The 22439-nt window shown below is 63.3% G+C and carries 21 protein-coding genes and 1 tRNA gene; 13 read left to right on the top strand and 9 right to left on the bottom strand.

What is annotated here, in order from left to right; translation table 11 throughout:
* Positions 1 to 9 precede the first annotated feature (9 nt).
* Positions 10 to 660 carry a histidine phosphatase family protein gene (locus tag AC2FNA_RS10975; protein WP_496826447.1) on the bottom strand — a complete coding sequence of 217 codons (651 nt, stop codon included), beginning with the start codon at positions 658 to 660 and terminating at the stop codon, positions 10 to 12.
* Positions 661 to 823: 163 nt separating this feature from the next.
* Here AC2FNA_RS10975 and AC2FNA_RS10970 point away from each other — a divergent pair, with 163 nt between their 5' ends.
* Together AC2FNA_RS10970 and AC2FNA_RS10965 are read left to right on the top strand one after the other, a co-directional pair.
* Positions 824 to 2008, top strand: a complete 1185-nt coding sequence (locus AC2FNA_RS10970) for a Zn-dependent hydrolase (RefSeq protein ID WP_496826445.1) — start codon at positions 824 to 826, stop codon at positions 2006 to 2008.
* Between the two features lie 99 nt (positions 2009 to 2107).
* Positions 2108 to 2803 carry an SGNH/GDSL hydrolase family protein gene (locus AC2FNA_RS10965; RefSeq protein WP_496826443.1) on the top strand — a complete coding sequence of 232 codons (696 nt, stop codon included), beginning with the start codon at positions 2108 to 2110 and terminating at the stop codon, positions 2801 to 2803.
* Here the strand turns inward: AC2FNA_RS10965 and AC2FNA_RS10960 are convergent.
* Positions 2800 to 3081, bottom strand: coding sequence for a DUF1330 domain-containing protein (locus tag AC2FNA_RS10960; protein WP_496826441.1), 282 nt, complete (start codon positions 3079 to 3081; stop codon positions 2800 to 2802). The genes AC2FNA_RS10965 and AC2FNA_RS10960 overlap by 4 nt on opposite strands.
* Positions 3082 to 3179: 98 nt before the next feature.
* Between AC2FNA_RS10960 and AC2FNA_RS10955 the strand changes: the two genes are divergently transcribed.
* A complete protein-coding gene (locus tag AC2FNA_RS10955; protein ID WP_496826439.1) occupies positions 3180 to 4052 on the top strand; it encodes a LysR family transcriptional regulator in 873 nt (290 codons plus the stop codon).
* Positions 4053 to 4100: 48 nt separating this feature from the next.
* On the opposite strand, the gene AC2FNA_RS10950 is transcribed toward AC2FNA_RS10955, so the two are convergent.
* The 3 genes from AC2FNA_RS10950 to AC2FNA_RS10940 form a co-directional block, all read right to left on the bottom strand.
* Entirely contained in the window at positions 4101 to 4397 is a 297-nt protein-coding gene (locus AC2FNA_RS10950; protein ID WP_496826437.1) for a hypothetical protein, read from the bottom strand.
* A gap of 127 nt (positions 4398 to 4524) precedes the next feature.
* On the bottom strand, positions 4525 to 5232 hold the full coding sequence (locus tag AC2FNA_RS10945; protein WP_234216345.1) for a response regulator transcription factor: 708 nt from the start codon (positions 5230 to 5232) through the stop codon (positions 4525 to 4527).
* On the bottom strand, positions 5229 to 7127 hold the full coding sequence (locus AC2FNA_RS10940; RefSeq protein ID WP_496826434.1) for a hybrid sensor histidine kinase/response regulator: 1899 nt from the start codon (positions 7125 to 7127) through the stop codon (positions 5229 to 5231). Before AC2FNA_RS10940 ends, AC2FNA_RS10945 begins: the two co-directional genes overlap by 4 nt.
* Before the next feature lie 316 nt (positions 7128 to 7443).
* Between AC2FNA_RS10940 and AC2FNA_RS10935 the strand changes: the two genes are divergently transcribed.
* The 9 genes from AC2FNA_RS10935 (at position 7444) to AC2FNA_RS10895 (ending at position 18161) form a co-directional block, all read left to right on the top strand.
* Positions 7444 to 9417 carry an AMP-binding protein gene (locus tag AC2FNA_RS10935; RefSeq protein WP_496826432.1) on the top strand — a complete coding sequence of 658 codons (1974 nt, stop codon included), beginning with the start codon at positions 7444 to 7446 and terminating at the stop codon, positions 9415 to 9417.
* Between the two features lie 93 nt (positions 9418 to 9510).
* Entirely contained in the window at positions 9511 to 10329 is an 819-nt protein-coding gene (locus tag AC2FNA_RS10930) for an ABC transporter ATP-binding protein (RefSeq protein WP_496826430.1), read from the top strand.
* 41 nt (positions 10330 to 10370) lie between these two features.
* Positions 10371 to 11357: a branched-chain amino acid ABC transporter permease gene (locus tag AC2FNA_RS10925; RefSeq protein WP_496826428.1), complete on the top strand. Its 987-nt coding sequence runs from the start codon at positions 10371 to 10373 to the stop codon at positions 11355 to 11357.
* A gap of 79 nt (positions 11358 to 11436) precedes the next feature.
* On the top strand, positions 11437 to 11694 hold the full coding sequence (locus AC2FNA_RS10920) for a hypothetical protein (protein WP_496826426.1): 258 nt from the start codon (positions 11437 to 11439) through the stop codon (positions 11692 to 11694).
* A 3-nt stretch (positions 11695 to 11697) separates the two neighbouring features.
* Positions 11698 to 12774: a branched-chain amino acid ABC transporter permease gene (locus AC2FNA_RS10915; RefSeq protein WP_496826424.1), complete on the top strand. Its 1077-nt coding sequence runs from the start codon at positions 11698 to 11700 to the stop codon at positions 12772 to 12774.
* Positions 12775 to 12856: 82 nt separating this feature from the next.
* The gene (locus tag AC2FNA_RS10910; RefSeq protein ID WP_496826422.1) at positions 12857 to 14140 is read left to right on the top strand and encodes an ABC transporter substrate-binding protein; all 1284 of its coding nucleotides are present in this window, start codon (positions 12857 to 12859) and stop codon (positions 14138 to 14140) included.
* A 110-nt stretch (positions 14141 to 14250) separates the two neighbouring features.
* On the top strand, positions 14251 to 15087 hold the full coding sequence (locus AC2FNA_RS10905; protein WP_234138717.1) for an ABC transporter ATP-binding protein: 837 nt from the start codon (positions 14251 to 14253) through the stop codon (positions 15085 to 15087).
* Between the two features lie 14 nt (positions 15088 to 15101).
* Positions 15102 to 16319, top strand: a complete 1218-nt coding sequence (locus AC2FNA_RS10900) for a phenylacetate--CoA ligase family protein (protein WP_496826420.1) — start codon at positions 15102 to 15104, stop codon at positions 16317 to 16319.
* A gap of 174 nt (positions 16320 to 16493) precedes the next feature.
* Complete coding sequence (locus AC2FNA_RS10895; protein ID WP_496826418.1) at positions 16494 to 18161, top strand: ABC transporter permease; 1668 nt, start codon at positions 16494 to 16496, stop codon at positions 18159 to 18161.
* Between the two features lie 73 nt (positions 18162 to 18234).
* Here AC2FNA_RS10895 and AC2FNA_RS10890 read toward each other — a convergent pair whose 3' ends face one another.
* The 4 genes from AC2FNA_RS10890 to AC2FNA_RS10875 form a co-directional block, all read right to left on the bottom strand.
* The gene (locus AC2FNA_RS10890) at positions 18235 to 19242 is read right to left on the bottom strand and encodes a Fe(3+) ABC transporter substrate-binding protein (protein ID WP_496826416.1); all 1008 of its coding nucleotides are present in this window, start codon (positions 19240 to 19242) and stop codon (positions 18235 to 18237) included.
* 105 nt (positions 19243 to 19347) lie between these two features.
* Positions 19348 to 20955: an arylsulfatase gene (locus AC2FNA_RS10885; RefSeq protein ID WP_496826414.1), complete on the bottom strand. Its 1608-nt coding sequence runs from the start codon at positions 20953 to 20955 to the stop codon at positions 19348 to 19350.
* 134 nt (positions 20956 to 21089) lie between these two features.
* On the bottom strand, positions 21090 to 21215 hold the full coding sequence (gene ykgO, locus AC2FNA_RS10880) for a type B 50S ribosomal protein L36 (RefSeq protein WP_011048967.1): 126 nt from the start codon (positions 21213 to 21215) through the stop codon (positions 21090 to 21092).
* A 77-nt stretch (positions 21216 to 21292) separates the two neighbouring features.
* Positions 21293 to 21367: transfer RNA gene (locus tag AC2FNA_RS10875), tRNA-Val, on the bottom strand.
* A gap of 150 nt (positions 21368 to 21517) precedes the next feature.
* Here AC2FNA_RS10875 and AC2FNA_RS10870 point away from each other — a divergent pair.
* Positions 21518 to 22378 carry an N-formylglutamate amidohydrolase gene (locus tag AC2FNA_RS10870; RefSeq protein WP_496826412.1) on the top strand — a complete coding sequence of 287 codons (861 nt, stop codon included), beginning with the start codon at positions 21518 to 21520 and terminating at the stop codon, positions 22376 to 22378.
* The last annotated feature ends 61 nt before the right edge of the window (positions 22379 to 22439 follow it).

The following is a 22439-nucleotide window of genomic DNA, read 5'->3' as shown; positions in this document are numbered from 1 at the left end:
CGGATCCCCCTAGAGATGTGTCTGGGCAAACTGCCGCTCTGGGGCCTCCAGATGCGGGACGGCATTGAACAGCACCGGGCTGAGATGCGTGCCGATCGGGTAGAGACGATGCATCGACGTGTTCATGATGGCAAGGGCCACCCGCGCCATCGCCGGTATGTCCAGTCCCATCGCCTGACGCATCACCATGGAGATCAGCCCGCCCGAGGTGACCACGATGGCCGGGCCCGACCCTTGGGCGATTTCGGCCAGCGCGGTCTGAACGCGGGTTTCGAACTGTTCGAAGCTTTCGGGCGCGTCCTGGATGCGTCCCTCGGCCCAGGCGGTGAAGGTCATCGGCAGATGCTCGACAAACCCCTCGCGGTCTTCGGGAACGACGACCCCGTGCTGCGCCTCAAACAGCTCGGCGAGGGTGAAATACTCAATCTCGTTCAGGCGCGGGTCCTGTACCACATCGGCGAGCCCCATGCTGGCTGCGGTTTCCAGGTGGCGGGTCAGGGTGCCGCAATAGACGCGCGGATGATGGGCGCGGGTGTCGGCCAGATGCGAGCCCAGCCAGCGTGCCTGCTGGTGGCCCAGATCGCTCAACCGATCATAGCTCGCCTCGTCACGGGCATGGGTATTGGCCTGGCCGTGACGGATCAGGGTGATGTGAGACATGTCATCCTCCACTTCGGGCAGACTCTTAGGCAAGGATCGGGCCGGGGGCCAGAGGGGTTTGGTGCCGACTGCGCGAATTTACCGGGCGTCGGCGCGTGTGGCTGGTTGCGGATGCCTCCGGCGGGAGTATTTTCAGCGAAATGAAGGGGCGGGAGGATATGCGATGACGGTGAACGCGGAGCGGTTTCTGGAGGATTTGCACACGCTGCGCAGTTTTGGCGCGGCGGGCGTGGGCAAGGGCGTGGTGCGGCCGGCCTATTCCGAGGCGGATATCAAGGCGCGCCGCTGGCTGGCGGGCCGGATGGAAGAGGCGGGGTTGCAGGTGCGCTTTGACCCGGTCGGCAATCTCTTTGGCCTGGCAGCGGGGCCGTCGCTGCTGATGGGGTCACACTCCGACAGCCAGCCCGAGGGCGGCTGGCTGGACGGTGCGCTGGGGGTGATCGCGGCGCTGGAGATCGCGCGCAGCAGCGACCGCCCGGTTTCCGTGGTCAGTTTCCAGGACGAGGAAGGGCGATTCGGGGTCACCACCGGCTCGGCCATCTGGTCGGGGCATCTGCCTCTGGCCGAGGCGGATGGGCTGAGCGATCACGCAGGCGAGTCTTTTGCCAACGCGCGGGCGGCAATGGCGGATCTGGTGGGTGATTTTGTCGACCCGGCGCGGTTTACGGGTTTTGTCGAGCTGCATATCGAACAGGGGCCGACCCTGGATACCGAAGGGGAACAGATCGGGGTTGTCTGCGACATCGTCGGTATCCGTGATATGAAGATGACATTCGAGGGCCAGCAGAACCATGCTGGAACCACGCCGATGCATCTGCGCCGCGATGCGTTCCAGGCGCTGGGTGAGTTCAATGCTCGCCTAAATGATCGGTTCCGCAACGTAGTCACCCCGCGCACTGTCTGGACCATCGGTCATGTCAGCCTGCATCCCAATGCCTCGTCCATCGTGCCGGGGCGGGCGCGGTTTTCGATGCAGTGGCGCGATGGCGACACGGACCGGCTGGCGAGGATGGAGGAGATCATTCGCGCCACGGCGCAGGAGGTGGCGGAGGCGCGTGGCATGGCGCTGAGCTTTGGTCCGCTGCTGGGGCTGGAGCCGGTGGCGATGGATCCGGCCTTGCGGGCCGCGCTGGAACAGGGTGCCGACGCGGTGGCACCTGGCCGTTGGCGGCGCATGCCCTCTGGCGCGCTGCACGATGCCACCAACGTGTCGCGCCTGATGCCGGTGGCGATGCTGTTCGTGCCGTCTATTGGCGGGATCAGCCATGACTTTGCCGAAGATACCGACGAGCGGGACCTGGTTGCCGGATTGCGGGTTCTGGACCACGCGGTGCGCGCGCTGGGTTAACACATCAGAAAATCCACCTCGTGCCATGTTTCTGCCCGGTTCTTCCGTCACTTTACGGAGGGAAAATTTGACTCGAATTGTTCTGAGGGTTGAGACGGGATGTTACGCACGCTTTTGTTCCTTGTCACTTTTGCCGGGGTTCTGGCGGCCTGCCAGGACTCGGTGAGCCGCAATCAGGATGCGCGCATCCTGGCGATCGGCGATTCGCTGTTGTCGTGGAACTCGGCATTGGGCAGCTCGATCCCGGATGTGATGGCAAAAGAACTGGGGCAGCCGGTAGTGGACCGGTCCTTCAGCGGTGCCTGGATGCTCACCCGTGACGAGGGCGACGAGGGGCGCGGGCTGAACGTGCCCTATCAATACGAGCCTGGAAACTGGGACTGGGTGGTGGTCAATGGCGGCGGCAACGATCTGTTGTTCGGCTGCGGATGTGGCCGGTGCGGCACGGTGATGAACCGGCTGATCTCGGAAGATGGCGAGAGCGGCCAGATCCCCGACCTGATCCGTCACATAAGGGCCGAAGGGGCGCGGGTGATCTATCCGGGCTATCTGCGCAGCCCCAATCTGCTGACCCCGATTGAACATTGCAAGAACGACGGTGACGAGCTGGAAGCGCGGATCGCCCGTTTTGCCGAAACCGACGAGGGCGTGTTCTACATTTCGATGCAGGATATCGTGCCGCCGGGCGGGTTGACCTATTTCGCACCCGACCTGATCCACCCGTCGCGCAAGACCAGCCGCAAGGTGGCAGAGCGGCTGGCCTCGGCGATCCGTCAGCTGAACGCGCGGCCCTAACCCAAGAGCAGGATTTCGCTGTGGCCTGCGCTGCGGCGCAGGCCGTGCAGCTCGGCCAAGTCCGGGTCGTCGATCCAGGCGCGCGCGGCTGCGGCGTCCGGGAAGCTGAGAAGTGCGACTACGTCGGGGATGTCGGGCGCTCCGTCCAGCGCAGTTGCGGCGGGTGTTGCGGTCTCAACCTTGCCACCATGACGGGCCAGGGCGGCACCGGCCTGCGCGCGATAAGTGGCCAGGGCGTCGGGGTTGGTTATGGTGGCCTTGAAAACAGCGTATATCATCTGGGTCTCCTTCTCGGTTGCGATGGAAAGAGCGTAATCACGCGGATGCGTGGCAAAAACGCGTGGTAATGCATCGGTAACATGCATAAATGCACGTCATGCAAATCGACTGGGACGATCTGAAAACGGTACTGGCTGTGGTGCGCGGTGGCACACTTGCTGCCGCGGCGGCGGAACTCGACCTCAACTATACCACCGTGTCGCGGCGGATTCTGCGGGCCGAGGCGGCGCTGGGCGAGGTCTTGTTCGAGCGTTTGGCCGACGGGTACCGCGCCACCGATGCCGGTCGGCTGGTCGCTGAACACGCCGCCGGTATGGAGGCGCGTCAGGACGATCTTCTGCGCCGCCTGCAAGGCCGCGACCAGAGCCTGAGCGGAGAATTGGTGATCACCGCGCCGCAACTTCTGGTCGGGCCGCATGTCGCACCGGTCATGGCGCGCTTCGCCAAAACGCATCCGCAGGTCCAGATCCGGCTCAGGGCCACCAACGACCTGCTTGACCTGACCCGGCGCGAGGCCGATCTGGCCATCCGTATCAGCCGCAGTCCGGGCGATACGCTGACCGGTCTCAGGCTCTGTTCACAGCACGCGGCAAGTTTCGCTGCGCCAGAGCTTGCCGAACGGCTGGCCGCGGATCCGGCAACGATGGTGGACTGGATCGCCTACGAGCAGAATCCGCGCGTGCCGCAGGTGGTGCTGGAGCACTTTCCGAACACCCGGCTGCGTCTGGTTTTCGACGATATGGCGGCCATGGTTGGCGCCGCGCAGGCGGGGCTGGGCGCGGTGCGGATGCCGATGTTTCTGGGCCGGGCCACGCCGGGATTGGTGCAGGTGCCGCTGCTGCCGCCGCAGCCCTACGCCGATATCTGGGTGGTGGCGCATCGCGACGTCTGGCGGGCGGCCAAACCACGGGCCTTTCGCGAGCTATTGGTACCCTGGTTCAAGGCGAAAAGGCCTATTTTCGTGGCCTGACAGGGGCAGCACCCGATGATGTCGCCGCTCCGGAGCCGCGCGGCGACTTCAGTGGCGGGCGATCAACAGGATATGCGCTTCGGCTTGCTGACCGCCGATACGGGCGCGTGCCTCGTGCAGCTTGGCCTGCGCCGCTGCCAGGCGCTGTATCGCCCGGTCCCGTTCGTCAAAAAGACGCCGCACGCGAGAGCCCGGATTTCCGATCATCAAATGGCTCCGCCCCATGGCGCCTGGCACCAGGGTCGCGGCCTGTTCCAGGCTCTGCCGCCAGGCCATGTCGGCAAGGGTATAGCGGCGTACTGCCTTGAACAGCATGCGCTTGCGGATTTCGAGATAGGAATGCATATCAGCCCCCCGTTGCGCCAAGTCTACGACGGTCAATGCTGCCGCCGCTCTATGAGTCCGCGCATCCGTTAAGGAGTCTATCGCTGGCGGGCCGTATAGGTCAACTCTGTGATCCGGGGCCTCTAGCCTAGCGCCAGCTGACATCGCCCAGAAAAATGTAACCTGCCCCATAGATCGTCTTGATCAGGCGCGGGTTCTTGGGGTCTTCGCGCAGCTTTGTACGCAGGCGCGAGATGCGTACATCCATGGCCCGGTCAAAGCTGTCGCCGGCACCACCGCCCAATGCCTCTTGCATCTGGGCCCGGCTGATCAGACGCTTTGGGCTTTCCAGGAACAGCCTCAGAACCTCGCCTTCGGCATGGGAAAAGGGAGTTTCAGCGCCGGTGTCGTCTTCCAGCGCGTAGCGGTCGAAATGTGCGGTCCAGCCGTTGAACTCGGCGGTGTCACCACCCCCCGAAACCGGCCCGCGTTGGCCGTCGCGCAGGCGGGCGCGGATACGGGCCACCACCTCGGCGGGGTCAAAGGGTTTGGTGATATAGTCGTCGGCGCCCAACTCCAGCCCGGTAACCCGGTCCTGCACCTGTGCCCGGCCCGAGATGATGATCACCGCCGCCCCCTGTTCCAGCGCCAGCCGGTGCACCAGGGCCAGCCCGTCGGTATCGGGCAGCGACAGGTCCACCAGGCAGACATCCGGCGTCACGCGCTTCAGCGAGGCCTCGAACTCGCGGGCGCGCGAAAAGCTCTGGGTGCGGAACCCGGCCTCGGCCAGCGCCTCGGTCAGGATCAGGCGGATCTCGGGTTCATCGTCCAGAATGGTGACGAGCGGGGCGGTCATGATCCCTCCTCGGGTCGCAGCAGCGCGGCCAGTTGCGCGCGGGTAAAGGGCTTGCGCAGCACCGGGCCGCGCGTCAATGCCTCGCGGTGCAGCGGATCGGACAGCGGCAGCGAGGTCATCAGGATACAGGGCAGCGATTTGGGCAATCGTTTCAGCAGGTCGATGCCGGTTGCGTCCCCTTCCAGCTTGATGTCCGACAGCACCAGCGCGATATCCTCAATATCGGCGGCCAGCGCACTGGCCTCGTCGGCCGAGGTGGCCTCGATCACCGAGTACCCCAGTTCGACCAGCATGTCGCGAAAGGTGGCGCGCAGGTCTTCGTTATCCTCGACCAGCAGCGCCAGACCGCCCTGTACCTGTGGTGCCGCACGATAGGGCAGGCGCAGGGTTATGGCGGCGCCGGTAGGGGTGTTGGCGATGCGCATGTCGCCTCCCGCCAGCTTGACCATGTCATAGACCATGGGCAGGCCCAGACCCGACCCCTCGCTGCCCTTGGTGGTAAAGAACGGGTTCAGGGCTTTTTCCAGCGCCTCTTTCGAGAAGCCCGGCCCGGTATCGGTCACCGCGATCTCGATCCAGATGCGCGAAATGGCATGGGCGCTGATGGTGATCTGGCCATTGGCACCACAGGCATCGCGCGCGTTAAGCACAAGGTTCAGCAGCGCATCCTGCAACATGCCGGCATCGAGCATCAGCGCCTCGTCGGGCGTGTGGTCCAGCACGCTCAACCCGATGCCGCGCGGCAGGCTGGGGGTGGCCAGCAGCTTGAGATCCTCAAGCAGCCCGTGCATGTCGGTGGCGCGCGGGCGCAGGGTGCGGTTGCCGGTCATGTCGGCGATCCGGTTCAGCAGGCGTCCACCTCGCTGGGCGGTGGCCTGTGTGGCCGAGACCAGTTCGACCGCCTCTTCGGGCAGGTCCATCTTTTCCATCTTCGACATCATGCCAAGAATGATGGTCAGAAGGTTCGAGAAATCATGCGCCAGCCCGCTGGTCATCTGCGCCGCCATCGCGCGCCGGCGTGACTGTTGCAGGGCGACGCGCGCCTGGGTTTCCGAGGTCACATCCATCGACAGGATATAGACGCCGCCCGCCCCGTCGGGGGTAAAGGCAACTCGGATACGGCGGGAATCATGGGCTTCGTTGAACTCGAAGACCGGGCTTTCACCGGCATATGCCGCCTGTAGGTGCGGGTCGATCTTGGCAAAGGCATCCGGACCCAGAGCGTCGGAGATATGCAGGCCCAGAATGTCCGAGGGACGCCCCGGCATCACCGCGCTCAACCGTCGGTTCGAATAGGTATAATGGCCATCGCGATCCACATGGGCGATATGGGCCGGCATCATCTCGGTGGTCAGGCGGGTGCGCGCCTCGATCTCGGTCAGCTGGCGCTGCGCCTCTTCCAGCGCGCTGATGGTCGCGGCCAGCTTGCGGTTGGTGGCGCCCAGCTCCTCGGCATGGGCCAGCAGCTGGCCCGAGAGTTCCTCGGAGCGGGCGCGCAGCAATTCCTCGATCCGCTTGGTACGGGTGATGTCGGTATAGACGGTGACCCATCCCCCCTGCGGCAGCGGTGCCCCCTCGATCGAGATGACCTGACCATTCGCACGGACCCGTTCAAAATAGTGCGGGACAAAGGCCAGCGCCTGTTCGACCCGGCTGCGGACCAGTGCATCGATATCGTCGACCGGACCGTAATCGCCCCGCTCGGCGATATAGCGGATGGTGTCGTCGAACCTGGCGCCGGGTCGGATCAGCCGGTCGGGCAGGTGAAACATTTCCTGAAAGCGCCGATTGCTGACGGCGAGGCGCAGGTTGTTGTCATAGATCGACAGGCCCTGAGCGATCAGGTTCAGACCGGCACTGGTCATGGCCTTGATCCACTGATCGTTCCTGTCCATGGCTGATATCCCCCTTGGCGCCATGGCTAGCACCGGCGTGACAGGGGGAAAAGGTTCTTGTCCGTCTCGTGGCAGCGGCAAAACGCCAGCCTGACGTTCCGGCGCAAGAGGGGTGAGGGTTTCGTGCCTGCGCGGGGTCGGGTGAAATGACGCAGGGAGAGACCTGTTACAATTCGTAAGAATTGCGAAAACATCACGAAAATATTGGCCCCGATCAATACGCCTGTCCCTGATGGGGCAGAATCGTCTGGTCGGTATCCGCAGGCGATGATGTCCGGCCCGAAGGAGCGGGCCGGCAACGGGAGGGAGAAAGAGATTGGCTCAGACGCAGTCTGGCGCAGAGGGGCTTCAGTCCCTTCCGGCGCTGCTTAACCGCAACGCAACCCAATACGGGGACCGGCCCGCCTATCGGGAAAAGGAATTCGGCATCTGGCAGTGCTGGACCTGGGCCGAAACCGCCGCTGAGATCCGCGCACTGGCGCTGGGATTTCTGGAGCTGGGTGTGGCAAAGGGCGATCATGTCGCCGTGATTGGTCGCAACCGTCCCGCGCATTACTGGTCGATGGTGGCCGCCCAGATGGTGGGCGCCGTGCCGGTGCCGCTCTATCAGGACGCGGTGGCCGAAGAGATGGCCTATGTGATGGAGCATTGCGGCGCCAAGTTCGTTGTCTGTGGCGATCAGGAGCAGGTCGACAAGGTCATCGAAATCCAGGAGACCGTGCACCAGGTCCAGCACATCCTTTACACCGACAAGCGCGGCATGCGGAAATACGACCACAGCCAGATGAACGCGCTCGAAGACCTGATGGCCGAGGGGCGTGCCGGGCACTACCGGTTCGATGCCGAGCTTGACCGGCGGATTGCCGAGATCACCTATGACGATACCTGCGTGATGCTCTATACCTCGGGCACGACGGGCAAGCCCAAGGGCGTGGTGCTGTCGAACCGCAACGTGATCGAAAGCGCCAAGAACTCGGCCAAGTTCGACAATCTGACCAAGGACGAGAACATCCTCTCCTATCTGCCGATGGCCTGGGTGGGCGATTTCATCTTTTCGATCGGCCAGGCCTATTGGTGCGGCTTCTGCGTGAACTGCCCCGAAAGCGCGGATACGATGATGACCGACCTGCGCGAGATCGGGCCGACCTATTTCTTTGCCCCGCCGCGCGTGTTCGAGACACAGTTGACCAACGTGATGATCCGGATGGAGGATGCAAGCCCGCTCAAGCGGAACATGTTCCACCGCTACATGGCGCATGCCAAGAAGGTGGGCGGCAAGATCCTGGATGGTGAACCGGTCAGCGCCGGTGACCGTCTGAAATACGCGATCGGCAATGCGCTGGTTTACGGTCCGCTCAAGGATACGCTGGGCCTGGGCAAAGTACGTGTGGGATACACTGCGGGTGAGGCGATCGGCCCCGAGATCTTCGATTTCTACCGCTCGCTGGGCATCAACCTGAAACAGCTCTACGGCCAGACCGAGGCCACCGTGTTCATAACCGTGCAGCCCGATGGCCAGGTGCGCGCCGACACCGTTGGCGTTCCGGCCCCCGATGTGGAGATCAAGATCGCCGAGAATGGCGAGATCTTCTATCGCTCGCCGGGCACTTTTGTGGAGTATTACAAGAACCCCGAAAGCACGGCCTCGACCAAGGATGCCGAGGGCTGGGTCGCCACCGGAGATGCCGGGTTCTTCGAGGAAGGCTCGGGCCACCTGCGCATCATCGATCGCGCCAAGGACGTGGGCAAGATGGCCGATGGCAGCATGTTCGCCCCCAAATATGTCGAGAACAAACTGAAGTTCTATCCCGACATTCTGGAGGCTGTGCTGTTCGGCAATGGCAAGGACCGCTGCGTCGCCTTCATCAACATCGACCTGACGGCGGTGGGTAACTGGGCCGAACGCAACAACATCGCCTATGCCAGCTATCAAGAACTGGCGGGTCATCCCAAGGTGCTGGAAACAATCCGCTCGCATGTGGAGACGGTGAACGCTTCGGTGGCCGAGGACCCGATGCTGTCGGGTTGCCAGGTGCATCGCTTTGTCGTGCTGCACAAGGAACTGGATGCCGATGACGGCGAGATGACCCGCACCCGCAAGGTGCGCCGCCGTATCGTCGAGGAGAAGTTCGCCGATATCATCGCGGCGCTCTATGACGGGTCCGAAAAGGTCTCGACCGTGACCGAGGTGACCTATGAGGACGGGCGCAAGGGCGCGATCAAGGCGACGCTGACGATCTGCGACGCCAAGGTCATGCCGACCGCCCCGCAGCAGGTGGCGGCGGAATGAGGTCCGGCGGGACGTCGCTCGCGCCCTTTGGGCGCATCGCCCCGCCCACCGTCCCGTCAGCCGGGGCACTGCTGAAAGACAAGGGAGACACCGATGCTTGACGCATCCGAAGGATACACCACCGCGGACGGCCGCAAGATTGGCGGCGTGGTGATGGAGATGAAGAACATCACCCTGCGGTTCGGCGGTGTGGTGGCCATCAAGGATATCAGCTTCGACATTCGCGAGGGCGAGATCCGCGCGATCATCGGCCCGAACGGCGCCGGAAAGTCCTCGATGCTGAACGTGATCTCGGGCTTTTATGTGCCGCAGGAGGGCGAGGTCTGGTTTCACGGATCGCGCCGTCCGGCGATGCGCCCCTATGAGGTCGCCCGCCAGGGCATCGCGCGCACCTTTCAGAACATTGCGCTCTTCGAGGGCATGAGCGTTCTGGATAACGTCATGACCGGGCGGCTGAACTATATGAAAGCGGGTCTGCTGAGCCAGGCGCTCTGGCGCGGCAAGGCCGAGCGCGAGGAAACCCAGAACCGCGAGGCGGTGGAAAAAATCATCGACTTCCTCGAAATCCAGCATATCCGCAAGACCCCGGTCTCGCGCCTGCCCTATGGTCTGAAAAAGCGGGTCGAATTGGCCCGCGCGCTGGCGGCCGAGCCGAAGCTGCTGCTGCTGGACGAGCCGATGGCCGGCATGAACGTCGAAGAGAAAGAGGATATGAGCCGCTTCATCCTCGACGTGAATGACGAGTTCGGCACCACCATCGCCCTGATCGAACACGACATGGGCGTGGTCATGGACCTGAGCGACCGGGTGGTGGTGATGGATTACGGCAAGAAGATCGGTGACGGCACGCCTGAAGAGGTGCGCAACAACCAGGAGGTCATCGACGCCTATCTGGGGGTGGCCCATGACTGATCTTCGCTTGAACGACACGATGGAAACCGGGGGCACGGGACATGTCTGACCAACTGATTTTCGCGATCGAGGTGATTCTGAACGGCCTGATGGCGGGCGTGCTCTATGCGCTGGTCGCGCTGGGTTTCGTTCTGATCTACAAGGCCTCGGGCATCTTCAATTATGCTCAGGGCGTGATGGCGCTGTTCGCGGCCATGACCTTGGTGGGCATCATGAACGGACAGGTGCCATTCTCGCATCTGATCAACGCCATCTTTGGCGGGCATATCACCCATTTCGGTTGGAACGTGCCCGGCTTCCTGGCGATCATCCTGACGATGGGCGTGATGGTCCTGCTGGCCTGGGCGGTGCAGCAGTTCGTGATGCGCCACCTGGTCGGGCAAGAGCCGATCATCCTGTTCATGGCCACCATCGGGCTTGCCTATTTCCTCGAAGGCGTAGCCGACCTGATGTGGGGCTCGGAGATCAAGACGCTGGATGTGGGTCTGCCGCAGGGCCTGAACGTGTGGATCGATGACACCACCTATGGCATCTTCGGCTACGGCTTCTTCATCGACAATCTGGATATCGTGGCGACCGTTATCGCGGCGCTTCTGGTGGCGGCGCTGGTGGCCTTCAGCCAGTATACCAAGCAGGGTCGGGCAATGCGCGCGGTGGCCGACGACCACCAGGCGGCGCTGAGCGTCGGCATCTCGCTGAACTTCATCTGGGTTCTGGTCTGGTCGGTTGCCGGCTTCGTGGCGCTGGTCGCGGGCATCATGTGGGGCACCAAGTCGGGCGTGCAGTTCTCGCTGTCGCTCATTGCGCTCAAGGCGCTGCCGGTGCTGATGCTGGGCGGCTTCACCTCGATCCCCGGCGCCATCGTCGGCGGGCTGATCATCGGTGTGGGTGAAAAACTGTTCGAGTTCGCGATCGGCCCGCTGGTGGGCGGCGCCACCGAGAACTGGTTCGCCTATGTTCTGGCGCTGATCTTCCTCGTGTTCCGGCCGCAGGGCCTGTTCGGAGAGAAGATCATCGAAAGGGTCTGAGGCTTCCGGTGGGCGACCCCGTTGCGCGTACCGCGCAACGAGACCCGCCCGCCCGGAACCTTCGCAAAGGGGAGGAAAGATGAACAAGCTGATCGCCATCGTAAATGTCGTCGCCTGGTCGGGCTTCTGGGCCTTTGGCTATATCGCCCTGACCGCGCAGGACCTGAGCGATCGCCAGCTGATCATCGCCAGCCTCCTGGCCTTTGCCGGGTTCATCATGGGGATCGTCGCGTATCTGCGGCTGGTCCGGGCCGCCGAAGCGAGCGGTTATGCAAAAAAGACAAATCAACTCGATGCCGCGGCCCGCAACCGCGCGCAGTCCGAAGGGGGCATGTAAGCGATGTTCTACCGTGAAGCCGGAGATTTCAAAACCTCCTACCAGGCCGACAGCCAGACCTTTCCGATCAAGTTCGACCGCTATCGGTATTATGTCGTGCTGGCGATCGCCTTCGGGATCATCCCGTTCGTGATCAACGACTACTGGGCAAACGCGCTGCTGATTCCCTTTCTGATCTATGCGATCGCCGCAATCGGGTTGAATATCCTGGTGGGCTATTGCGGCCAGGTCAGCCTGGGGACCGGCGGGTTCATGGCCGTGGGCGCCTATGCCTGCTACAAGCTGATGACCGCCTTTCCCGAGGTAAGCATGTTCGTTCATGTGATCCTGGCCGGCGGCATCACCGCGGCGGTAGGGGTGCTGTTCGGCCTGCCCAGTCTGCGGATCAAGGGGTTCTATCTGGCGGTGGCCACGCTGGCGGCGCAGTTCTTTCTGGTCTGGCTGTTCAACCGCGTGCCGTGGTTCTACAACTACTCGGCCTCGGGTCAGATTAACGCGCCCGAGCGGGATACGTTCGGCATCATCATCACCGGCCCCAATGCGCCGGCTTGGGCCACCTACCTGTTCTGCCTGGTCTTCCTGACCGCCTGCGCCCTGATCGCCCGCAACCTGACCCGTGGCACCATGGGCCGGACCTGGATGGCGATCCGCGACATGGATATCGCTGCCGAGATCATCGGGGTGAACCCGCTCAAGGCCAAGATGACCGCCTTTGCCGTCAGTTCCTTCTTCATCGGCATCTCGGGCGCGCTTTTCTTTGCGCTCTACTTGGGCGCGGTCGAGGTAGGCGAGGCCTTTGGCATCCAGAAGTCGTTCCTGGTACTGTTCATGGTGATCATCGGCGGCCTTGGTTCTATCTTCGGCTCATTCGCGGGTGCGGCCTTTCTGGTGCTGCTGCCGGTGGTCCTGAAGGTTGTCGGCGCAGACATGCTGGGCTGGCCCACCGATATCGTGGCGCATCTTCAGCTGGTGATCGTCGGCGCGCTGATCGTCGCATTCCTGATCATGGAGCCGCATGGCCTCGCGCAGCTGTGGCGCGTCGCCAAGGAGAAACTGCGGCTCTGGCCCTTCCCGCACTGAGGCGGGCAGGCGCATCCCGATACGGGGCGGTAGGATCGCCCCGTACACCACCATCGGTCAAAACCAAGGGAGGAAAAACCCGATGAAAATGAAACTGGCAACCGTGGCGCTGGGCGCCTTGATGGCCGCAGGTCCGGCTCTGGCTGACCTGACTTTCCCGTCGCTCAGCTATCGCACTGGCCCCTATGCCGCGGGCGGTATCCCGTTTGCCGACGGCTATGCCGACTATTTCACCCTGCTCAACGAGCGTGATGGCGGCATCGGCGGCGTCAAGGCCAACGTGCTGGAATGCGAAACCGGCTATAATACCGAAAAGGGTGTCGAATGCTATGAATCCACCAAGGGCCAGGGCGCCCTGGTGTATCAGCCGCTGTCGACCGGCATTACCTATCAGCTGATCCCCAAAGCCACCGCTGACGGCATCGCGATCCACTCGATGGGTTATGGCCGTACCTCGGCCAAGAACGGCAACGTGTTCAGCCATGTCTTCAACTATCCCGCCAACTACTGGGATGGTGCCTCGGGTGCGGTGAACTATCTGCTGGAGAGCAACGGTGGCGACATCAAGGGCAAGAAGATCGCCCTGGTCTATCACAACTCTGCCTATGGCAAGGAACCGATCCGCACCCTGGAAGAGCTGAGCAAGAAGCACGGTTTCGAGCTGAGCACCCTGCCGGTCGACCATCCGGGTCAGGAGCAGAAATCGCAGTGGCTGCAAATCCGTCGCGACAAGCCTGACTTTGTGCTGATGTGGGGCTGGGGCGTGATGAACCAGGTCGCGGTGCAGGAAGCTGCCAACATCCGCTTCCCGATGGAGAACTTCATCGGCATCTGGTGGTCGGGCTCCGAGAACGACGTGCTGCCCGCAGGTGATGCGGCAAACGGCTACAAGGCGCTGACCTTCCACAACGTCGGAACCGACTTTCCGCTGTTCGACGACCTGAAGACGCACGTCATCGACGCGGGCAAGGCCGCCGGTGCCGGTGACCAGGTTGGTACCGTTCTCTACAACCGCGGTCTCTATGCCGCCATGTTGGCTGCTGAAGCTGCCAAGAAGGCACAAGAGATTTCGGGCAAGGCCGATATCACCGCCGCCGATATGCGCGACGGTATGGAAGCACTGGAAATGACCGAAGCGAAGATGGCCGAACTGGGCCTGCCGAACTTTGGTCCTGCCTTCTCGGTGTCGTGCAGCAACCACGGCGGCGACGCCCTGGTGGGTGTGACCCAGTGGGATGCGGCCTCCAAGACCTGGTCGCTGATCTCGGACTTCAAACCGACCGACGGTGACGTCATCGGCGCACTGATCGAGGAAGACTCGAGCGCCTACGCCAGCGAGAACAACATCTCGCCGCGCTGCAACTAAGCGCGTGACCGGGCCCGACAATCGGGCTCGCATCGAACCCGGGACGGCGGTCAGCCGCCGTCCCACCCCGATCATCCCCGGCGAACTGGGGCCAATGAGGACAAGCGCGGATGCTGGATGCGGCAACAACCACGGATACGCAGGTGGAAACCCTGCTGGAGGTCAACAATATCGAGGTGATCTACAATCACGTGATCCTCGTGCTCAAGGGTGTCAGCCTCACCGTGCCCAAGGGCGGGATAACCGCGCTGCTGGGTGGTAACGGCGCCGGCAAGACGACAACGCTCAAGGCAGTGTCGAACCTGCTGCATTCCGAACGCGGTGAGGTGACCAAAGGGTCGATCAAGTACCGCGGCGAGACCATTCACGAACAGGACCCGGCCGCCCTGGTGACCAAGGGCGTGATCCAGGTGATGGAAGGCCGTCATTGTTTCGAACACCTGACCGTCGAGGAAAACCTGCTGACCGGCGCCTATACCCGCAAGGATGGCGGCGCCAACATTCAGCGTGATCTCGAACTGGTCTACAACTATTTCCCCCGCCTCAAGGAGCGCCGCCGCAGTCAGGCAGGCTATACCTCGGGCGGTGAGCAGCAGATGGTGGCGATGGGGCGGGCGCTGATGTCGCGGCCCGAGACCATTCTGCTGGACGAACCCTCGATGGGTCTGGCGCCGCAGCTGGTCGAGGAGATCTTCGAGATCGTGCGCGACCTGAACGAAAAGGAAGGCGTGTCTTTCCTGTTGGCCGAACAGAACACCAACGTGGCGCTGCGCTATGCCCATTACGGCTATATCCTGGAATCGGGCCGTGTGGTGATGGATGGCCCTGCCAAGGATCTGCGCGAGAATCCGGACGTCAAGGAATTCTATCTCGGCATGTCCGATGAGGGCCGCAAGAGCTTCCGCGACGTGCGCTCGTACCGTCGTCGCAAGCGGTGGCTGAGCTGATGAAGGATCATGCCATGACCCATTTTGACACGCTTGAAACACGCTCGGACGACCAACGCACCGCTGATCTGGCGCGCGACCTGCCCGAGCAGATCGCACGCGCCAAATCCGCTCATGGATTTGCGCAGCTGCTGGCCGATGTCGACCCGGCCGCGATCACGGATTTGCAGGCTCTGGCGGCGTTGCCGGTGCTGCGCAAGTCGGAGTTGAGCCGGGCGCAGAGCGAGCACCCCCCATTTGGCGGTTTCACCGTCAAGCCGGCGCACGGATTTGCCCATGTGTTCCAGTCTCCCGGCCCGATTTACGAGCCGGGCGGCACCGATCACGACTGGTGGCGCATGGGGCGTTTCCTGCATGCCGCCGGTATCGGGCAGGGCGATATCGTGCAGAACTGCTTTGGCTATCACCTGACACCCGCTGGCATGATCTTTGAAAACGGCGCTCGGGCGGTCGGTGCGGCCGTGCTTCCCGCCGGTACAGGCCAGACCGAATTGCAGGTGACCGCCGCGCGCGATATCGGCTGCACAGCCTATGCCGGTACGCCCGATTACCTCAAGGTCATTCTCGACAAGGCCGAGGAGATGGGTGTTACGCTCAGCTTTACCAGGGCGGCAGTAGGGGGCGGGGCGCTGTTCCCTTCGCTGCGCAAGGAATATGCTGATCGTGGCATCTCGTGCCTGCAATGTTATGCCACCGCCGACCTGGGTAATATCGCCTATGAAAGCGCGGCGATGGAGGGGATGATCGTCGACGAGCATGTGATCGTCGAAATCGTCACCCCTGGCACTGGCACGCCGGTGGCGCCGGGCGAGGTGGGCGAGGTGGTGGTGACCTCCCTCAACCCCGATTACCCGCTCATCCGCTTTGCCACCGGTGACATGTCCGCCGTCCTGCCGGGTCATTCGCCCTGCGGCCGCACCAATATGCGGATCAAGGGCTGGATGGGACGTGCCGACCAGACTACCAAGATCAAGGGCATGTTCGTGCGTCCTGAACAGGTGGCGGCCCTGGTCGACAAACACGCCGAGATCGTCAAGGCGCGGGTGATCGCCACCCGCGTGGGCGAGATGGATGCGATGACGGTGCAGATCGAAAGCAGCGGGGGCGATGATGCGGCCTATGCCCGCTCGGTCGCCGAAGTGCTCAAGCTCAAGGGTGCGATCGAGGTCGTGGCTCCGGGCAGCCTGCCCAAGGACGGTCTGGTGATCGAGGATCAGCGCCGCTACGACTGATGCCGCCTGACAGAGACCATTGGCCCCGCGCTGAGCGATCCGCGCGGGGCCGCGTCGTTTCGCACCCTGTTTGCAGGAGTGTGGGGACAGGGAATATCCCGTCTGGCACTGGTATTTCCGACTAAACTGGTCGATTAAGGAGCGGTAGAACCGCAATACCCGCCAGGACCCGCGATGGCCGAAACCCGATATGCCGCCCATGGCTCCCGCCGCCGTCTGTCTTCGGGCACCCGCCTGCTGGGCGGACTGGCCTATGCCATTGCCACGGCTTGCCTGTTGCCCATGGTGGCGGTGGCGCTGGCGGCGTTGACCGGCGGCACCGAAACGCTGAGCCATCTGCTCGAGACCGTGTTGCCGGGTTATGCGGCGACAACCTTGCTGCTGGTCGCTCTGGTGGCCGCCGGGACCTTTGCCGTGGGGGTCGGCGCGGCCTGGCTGGTGACGATGACTCGCTTTCCCGGCGTCCGTTTGCTGGAAATCGCGCTGGTGCTGCCGCTGGCCTTTCCCGCCTATGTGCTGGCCTATGCGTATACCTTCGTGCTGGATCATCCGGGCGTGGTGCAGACGACCCTGCGTCAGGTGACGGGCTGGGGGCCGCGCGACTACTGGTTCCCCGAGATCCGTTCGACCGAAGGCGCGGCGGTGATGCTGATCCTGGTGCTTTACCCTTATGTCTACCTGCTGGCGCGGGCGGCCTTCCTGCAACAAAGCGCAAGTGCCTTTCTGGCGGCGCGGGCGCTGGGGACCGGGCCATGGGCGGCCTTCTGGCGGGTGTCGCTGCCGATGGCGCGGCCCGCGATCGCGGGCGGGGTTCTGCTGGCAGTGATGGAGACCATCGCCGATTTCGGCACGGTGGCCTATTTTGGTGTGCAGACCTTTGCCACTGGCATCTATACAAGCTGGTTCTCGATGGCTGACCGGGCGGCGGCGGCGCAGCTGGCGCTGTGTCTGCTGGGCTTTGCACTGCTGCTGGCTGTGACCGAGCGTACCCAGCGCGGCAAGGCGCGCTACTACCAGTCCGGGCGCCGGCATGCGGCGCTGCCGGCGGGCGACCTGACGGGGTGGCGCGCATTTGCCGCCTTTAGCCTATGCGCGGTGCCGGTGGTTCTGGGCTTTCTCCTGCCGGTGGTGATCCTGGTGCAAATGGGGCTGGAATCGGAGCAGAACCTGCTGTCGCGTCGCTATGTCGGGTTTATTCGCAACTCACTGACGTTGGCGGGTACGGCGGCTGTGGTGACGGTGACAGCAGCGATCTGCGTCGGCTTCTTCCAGCGACTCAGGCCGGGTCGGCGCTCGGACGGTGCCGCCTATTTGGCGCGGTTGGGATATGCGGTGCCGGGCGGGGTGATCGCGGTCGGGCTGATCGTGCCTTTTGCCGCCTTTGACAACGCGCTGGATGCATGGATGCGAGCCCAGTTCGGCCTGTCCACGGGGTTGTTGATCACCGGCTCTATCTGGCTCTTGATCGCGGCCTATATGGTGCGCTTTCTGGCAGCGGCGCTTGGCGCCTATGAGGGCGGGCAGAGCATGGTGCATGCGAATATGGATGCCGCCGCGCGGTCTCTGGGGCAGGGGCCGCTGGGCACGCTCAGGCGCATACATCTGCCGATACTGACGCCCTCTTTGCTGACGGCGCTGCTGATCGTCTTTGTCGATGTGATGAAGGAGCTGCCCGCGACGCTTATCATGCGCCCCTTCAATTTTGACACGCTGGCGGTGCAGGCCTATCGCCTGGCCAGCGACGAACGGCTGGAGGGGGCGGCGGTGCCGTCGCTGGTGATCCTGGCGATGGGGTTGTTGCCGGTGATCCTGATCTGCCGTCAGGTCGGGCGGGGCAAGTAAGCGGTACTGACCCACAGACATGAAAAAAGGCGCGGGCGAGGGCCCCGCGCCTTTGTCTTATGGGTGTGCTGGCTTACTTCCAGCCAACCTCGTTGAAGATCTTCTGCGCCATCGGAATGTTGGCGGCCACCTCGGACAGGTTCACCGCGTCGGCCTTGAACTCTCCCAGCGCGGCCACGTTCTCGGCCAGATCCACTCCGGCGACGGCGGGGTATTCATCGTTGCCGTTCGAGAAATAGACCTGTGCCTGATCGCTGGCCAGATATTCCAGGAACTTGACCGCGTTGTCGCGGTTGGGTGCGTGGGCGGCCACGCCGCCGCCGGACAGGTTCATATGCGCGCCTTCGGCGTCCTGCGAAGGGAAGGCGATGCCGATCTTGTCGATCTCGGCGCTCAGCCCCTTGACGTCGCTGCGCAGGGCGCGGGCGAAGTAATAGGAGTTGGACACCGCGATCCCGCATTCGCCCGATACAATGCCACGCAGCTGGTCGGTATCGCCGCCCTGCGGTTCGCGCGCCATGTTGGCGACCACACCCTCGGCCCAGTCGCGCGCGACATCTTCGCCGTGATGGGTGATGATCGAGGCCAGTAGGGTCTGGTTATAGGTGTTGGTGGAAGAGCGGATGCAGACCTGCCCCTTGTATGCGGGATCGGCCAGATCGAGATAGGTGGCGGGCGGGGTGCTCACGCTGGCCTTGTCGTAAAAATAGAGCCGCGCGCGCTGCGAGAAACCGAACCACTGGTTGTCGTTGTCCTGCAGGTTTGCGGGAATGCGGTCTTCGAGCACCGCGCTGTCGATGGCTTGCAGCAGACCGGCCTCCTTGGCGCGGGCGAGACGTGAGGTGTCGACGGTCAGCAGAATATCGGCGGGCGAATTGGCGCCCTCCGCCTGCATGCGGGCGATCAGCTCGTCCGCCTTGCCCTCGATCCGGTTGATGCGGATTCCGGTGGCGTCTTCGAAATCGGAGTAGAGCCGCTCGTCGGTGTCATAGTGGCGCGACGAATAGAGGTTCAGTTCGCCCTCGGCAACGGCCGAGGTGGCGATCAAGGCAAGCGCGATGGCGGTGGTGGTCTTGAGCATGGGGGTCTCTCGCGATTCAGTTAATCTGACTGAAATAGTCAATTACCCGATTTCGGATCAGGTGCAAGTAAAACTGATTATTTCAGTCGGGTAATTCCGTCGCAGTCACCCTTCGGCATTGTCCATCTGCCAGGCCACCAGCAGCCGAGGCAGGGCGATGGCCCAGTCCAGCACGCCGGTCTTGTCGGCCCAGTCCTGATACTGGGCCACCAGCGCCTTTGCCCGGCCGGGCTCGCCCCGGATCAGGTCGTGCAGCTCGGTCCGGTCCGCTTCCATATCGTACAGCTCCCAGTCCTGCCCGTGCAGCCGCACCAGCTTGAACTGGCCCAGACGGATGGCACTGTTGCCCTCGTGCTCGAAAAAGATCGGTTGTTCGCGTTCCCAGTCCTTGCCGCGCAGCAGGCCCAGCAGGCTCTCGCCTTGCAGGGGCTGCATTACATGCCCGCCCAGCTCCGCAATAGGCTGCGCGCCCGCGACCTCCAGGATCGTCGGCAGGATATCAACCACATGACAGGCGGCGTGCAGCGGCACAGGTGTCGCGATCCTGCCGGGCCAATGGGCGATCAGCGGGGTCGAGATGCCGCCCTCGTGCACGTAATGCTTGAACTTGCGGAAGGGCGCGTTCGACACATTGGCCCAGGGCTTGTCATAGCTCTGATAGGTCAGCGCGCTGCCGGGCATGATCTCGGGCCGGTTGCCCATCTCGATATGCCGCCCGTCATGGGTGGTATCGGGAAAGAACTTGGCCCAGCCGTCCTCGGCCATGAACTCGGCGCAGCCGCCGTTGTCGCTGAGAAACAGGATCAGCGTATTTTCGAACTGTCCCAGCCGCTTCAGCGCCGCCAGCAGCGTGCCGATGGACTGGTCCATCCGGTCCACCATGGCGGCATAGGTGGCCATCTTGCGCGCCTCCCAATCCTTGTGCGGCGCGACCTCCCAGGGGCAGACATCCGCATCACGGGGGCTGATCTGCCAGTTGGTCTGAAACAGGTCCATCGCGTTCATCGTCTCGTGGCGGCTGCCGCGCAGCGCGTCCCAGCCGCGCCCATAGACCCCGTCATAGCGCGCGATATCCTCGGGATGCGCATGCAGGGGCCAATGCGGCGCGGTATGGGCGAGGTAGAGGAAGAAGGGCTGCTCCATCTCCACCGCCTCCTCGACCATGCCGATGGCCTTGTCGGTGATCGCATCGGTGAAATAGAAGTCGTCCGGAAAGGTTTCGACGCGGGTATCGTCCTCCAGCATGTAATGCGGCGAGAAGAAATGCGTGACACCGTCGACGATGCCATAGAACCGGTCGAACCCGCGCTGGCGCGGGGTGGGGTGGTCAATGTCACCCACCCGCCAGCTGTCTACCTCGCGCGCCATGAAATCCCCGCCCACATGCCACTTGCCCGACATGCAGGTGCGGTAGCCCGCCGCCCGCAGATGCTCGGCAATGGTGGCGCAGTCGTTGCGCAGGAAGCCGCGATAAGCGGGTGTGCCAAGATCGGCCCCCATATGGCCGATCCCGGCATTATGCGGGTAAAGCCCGGTCAACAGCGAGGCCCGCGTCGGGCAGCAGCGTGCGCAATTGTACATCGCCGTCAGCAGCGCCCCGCCGCGCGCCAGCCCGTCGATATTGGGCGTGCGGATCTCGGACCCGGTACAACCCAGATCGGCAAACCCCAGGTCGTCGGCGAGAATGAGAATGATGTTGGGCTTGTCGGACATGGCGGCCTCTCCCTGCGTAAGAGAAGCCTAACGCGCCCAGGGCCGTTGCGGGAACCGAGAAAACGCCACTCCGGAACAACAAAACCGCGCCCAAAGGCGCGGTTTTGATTGAAGCTCGAATGTCTTGCGACAGTTCAGCCCTGGCGGGCTTTGAACTTGCGCTGCGTCTTGTTGATCACATAGACGCGGCCTTTGCGACGCACGACGCGGCAGTCCCGGTGGCGGGACTTGAGCGAGCGGAGCGAGTTCCTGACCTTCATGGTCGTCTCCAATTCCTGCGGCGCGGGCCAGCGCCTGGGTTACGCGGGTCCCCTGTGCGAACAGAGGCATGAAATCATGGTGGGCGGTACAAGGTTCGAACTTGTGACCCCTACGATGTCAACGTAGTGCTCTACCACTGAGCTAACCGCCCATGATTGCCGTCGCGCGCCTGCCCCAGAACGTAATGGGGCGCGGTAGCCCGCGCCGGTAAGCGGGGTCTATAAAAGGAGTCGGCGGGGGGATCAAGGGCTTTTGATCGAACTATTTTCCGGTCTATGATTTTGTTGATCCCGGAGGCCGCATGACCAATACCGCTTATCATCTGACCCTGCCTGCCGCACGTACATCAAGCGTGGTTTTTGCCTCGCCTCATAGCGGTGCGCACTACGATGCGCGATTTCTGGCGCAGACGGTTCTGGATGACCATGCGATTCGATCCTCCGAGGATGCCTTTGTCGATCTGTTGTTCGATTGCGCCCCGGGTTTCGGTGCGCCGCTTCTGTGTGCCGCGGCGCCGCGCGCCTATCTCGACCTCAACCGCAGTGCGGACGAGCTGGACCCGGCCCTGATCGAAGGGGTGCGCAAGGTCGGGCACAATCCGCGCGTCGCCTCGGGGCTGGGGGTGATTCCCCGCGTGGTGGCGGGTGGGCGGGCCATCTATCGGGGCAAGCTCAGCCGGGCCGAGGCGGACCATCGCCTGGACGCGGTCTGGCATCCCTACCACACGCGGCTTCAGCATCTCTTGAACGAGGCGTATGCCGCTTTCGGTCAGGCGATTCTGATCGATTGCCACTCGATGCCGCGCGAGGCGGTGGAAAGCAGCGCGCGTGCCGCCGCGCGTAGGCCTGATGTGGTTCTGGGCGACCGGTTCGGAGCCTCCGCCGCGCCAGAGATCGTGGAGAGGGTCGAGGCCGCCTTTGCCAGGGCCGGGCTGCATGTGGTGCGCAATACGCCATTTGCGGGTGCCTATGTGACCCAGGCCTATGGCCGCCCGTCGCGCCGCCAGCATGCGATCCAGATCGAGATCGACCGCGGGCTCTACATGCACGAAGCAACAATTCGCCCCAATGCGAACTTCGATGCGATGCGGGCTCTGATGCGTAAAGTGGTGTCCGAGATCGCGTCTATCGGGCAACAGCGCCTGCCGCTGGCGGCGGAGTAGCGACAGGTCTGGACCAGCGCAGTCAGATCCGTCGCTTCAGGTGTGGCCTCGGCTGCTGTCA

Source organism: Ruegeria sp. YKSD163 (assembly GCF_059612905.1).
This window is presented reverse-complemented; position numbering and strand designations above follow the sequence as displayed.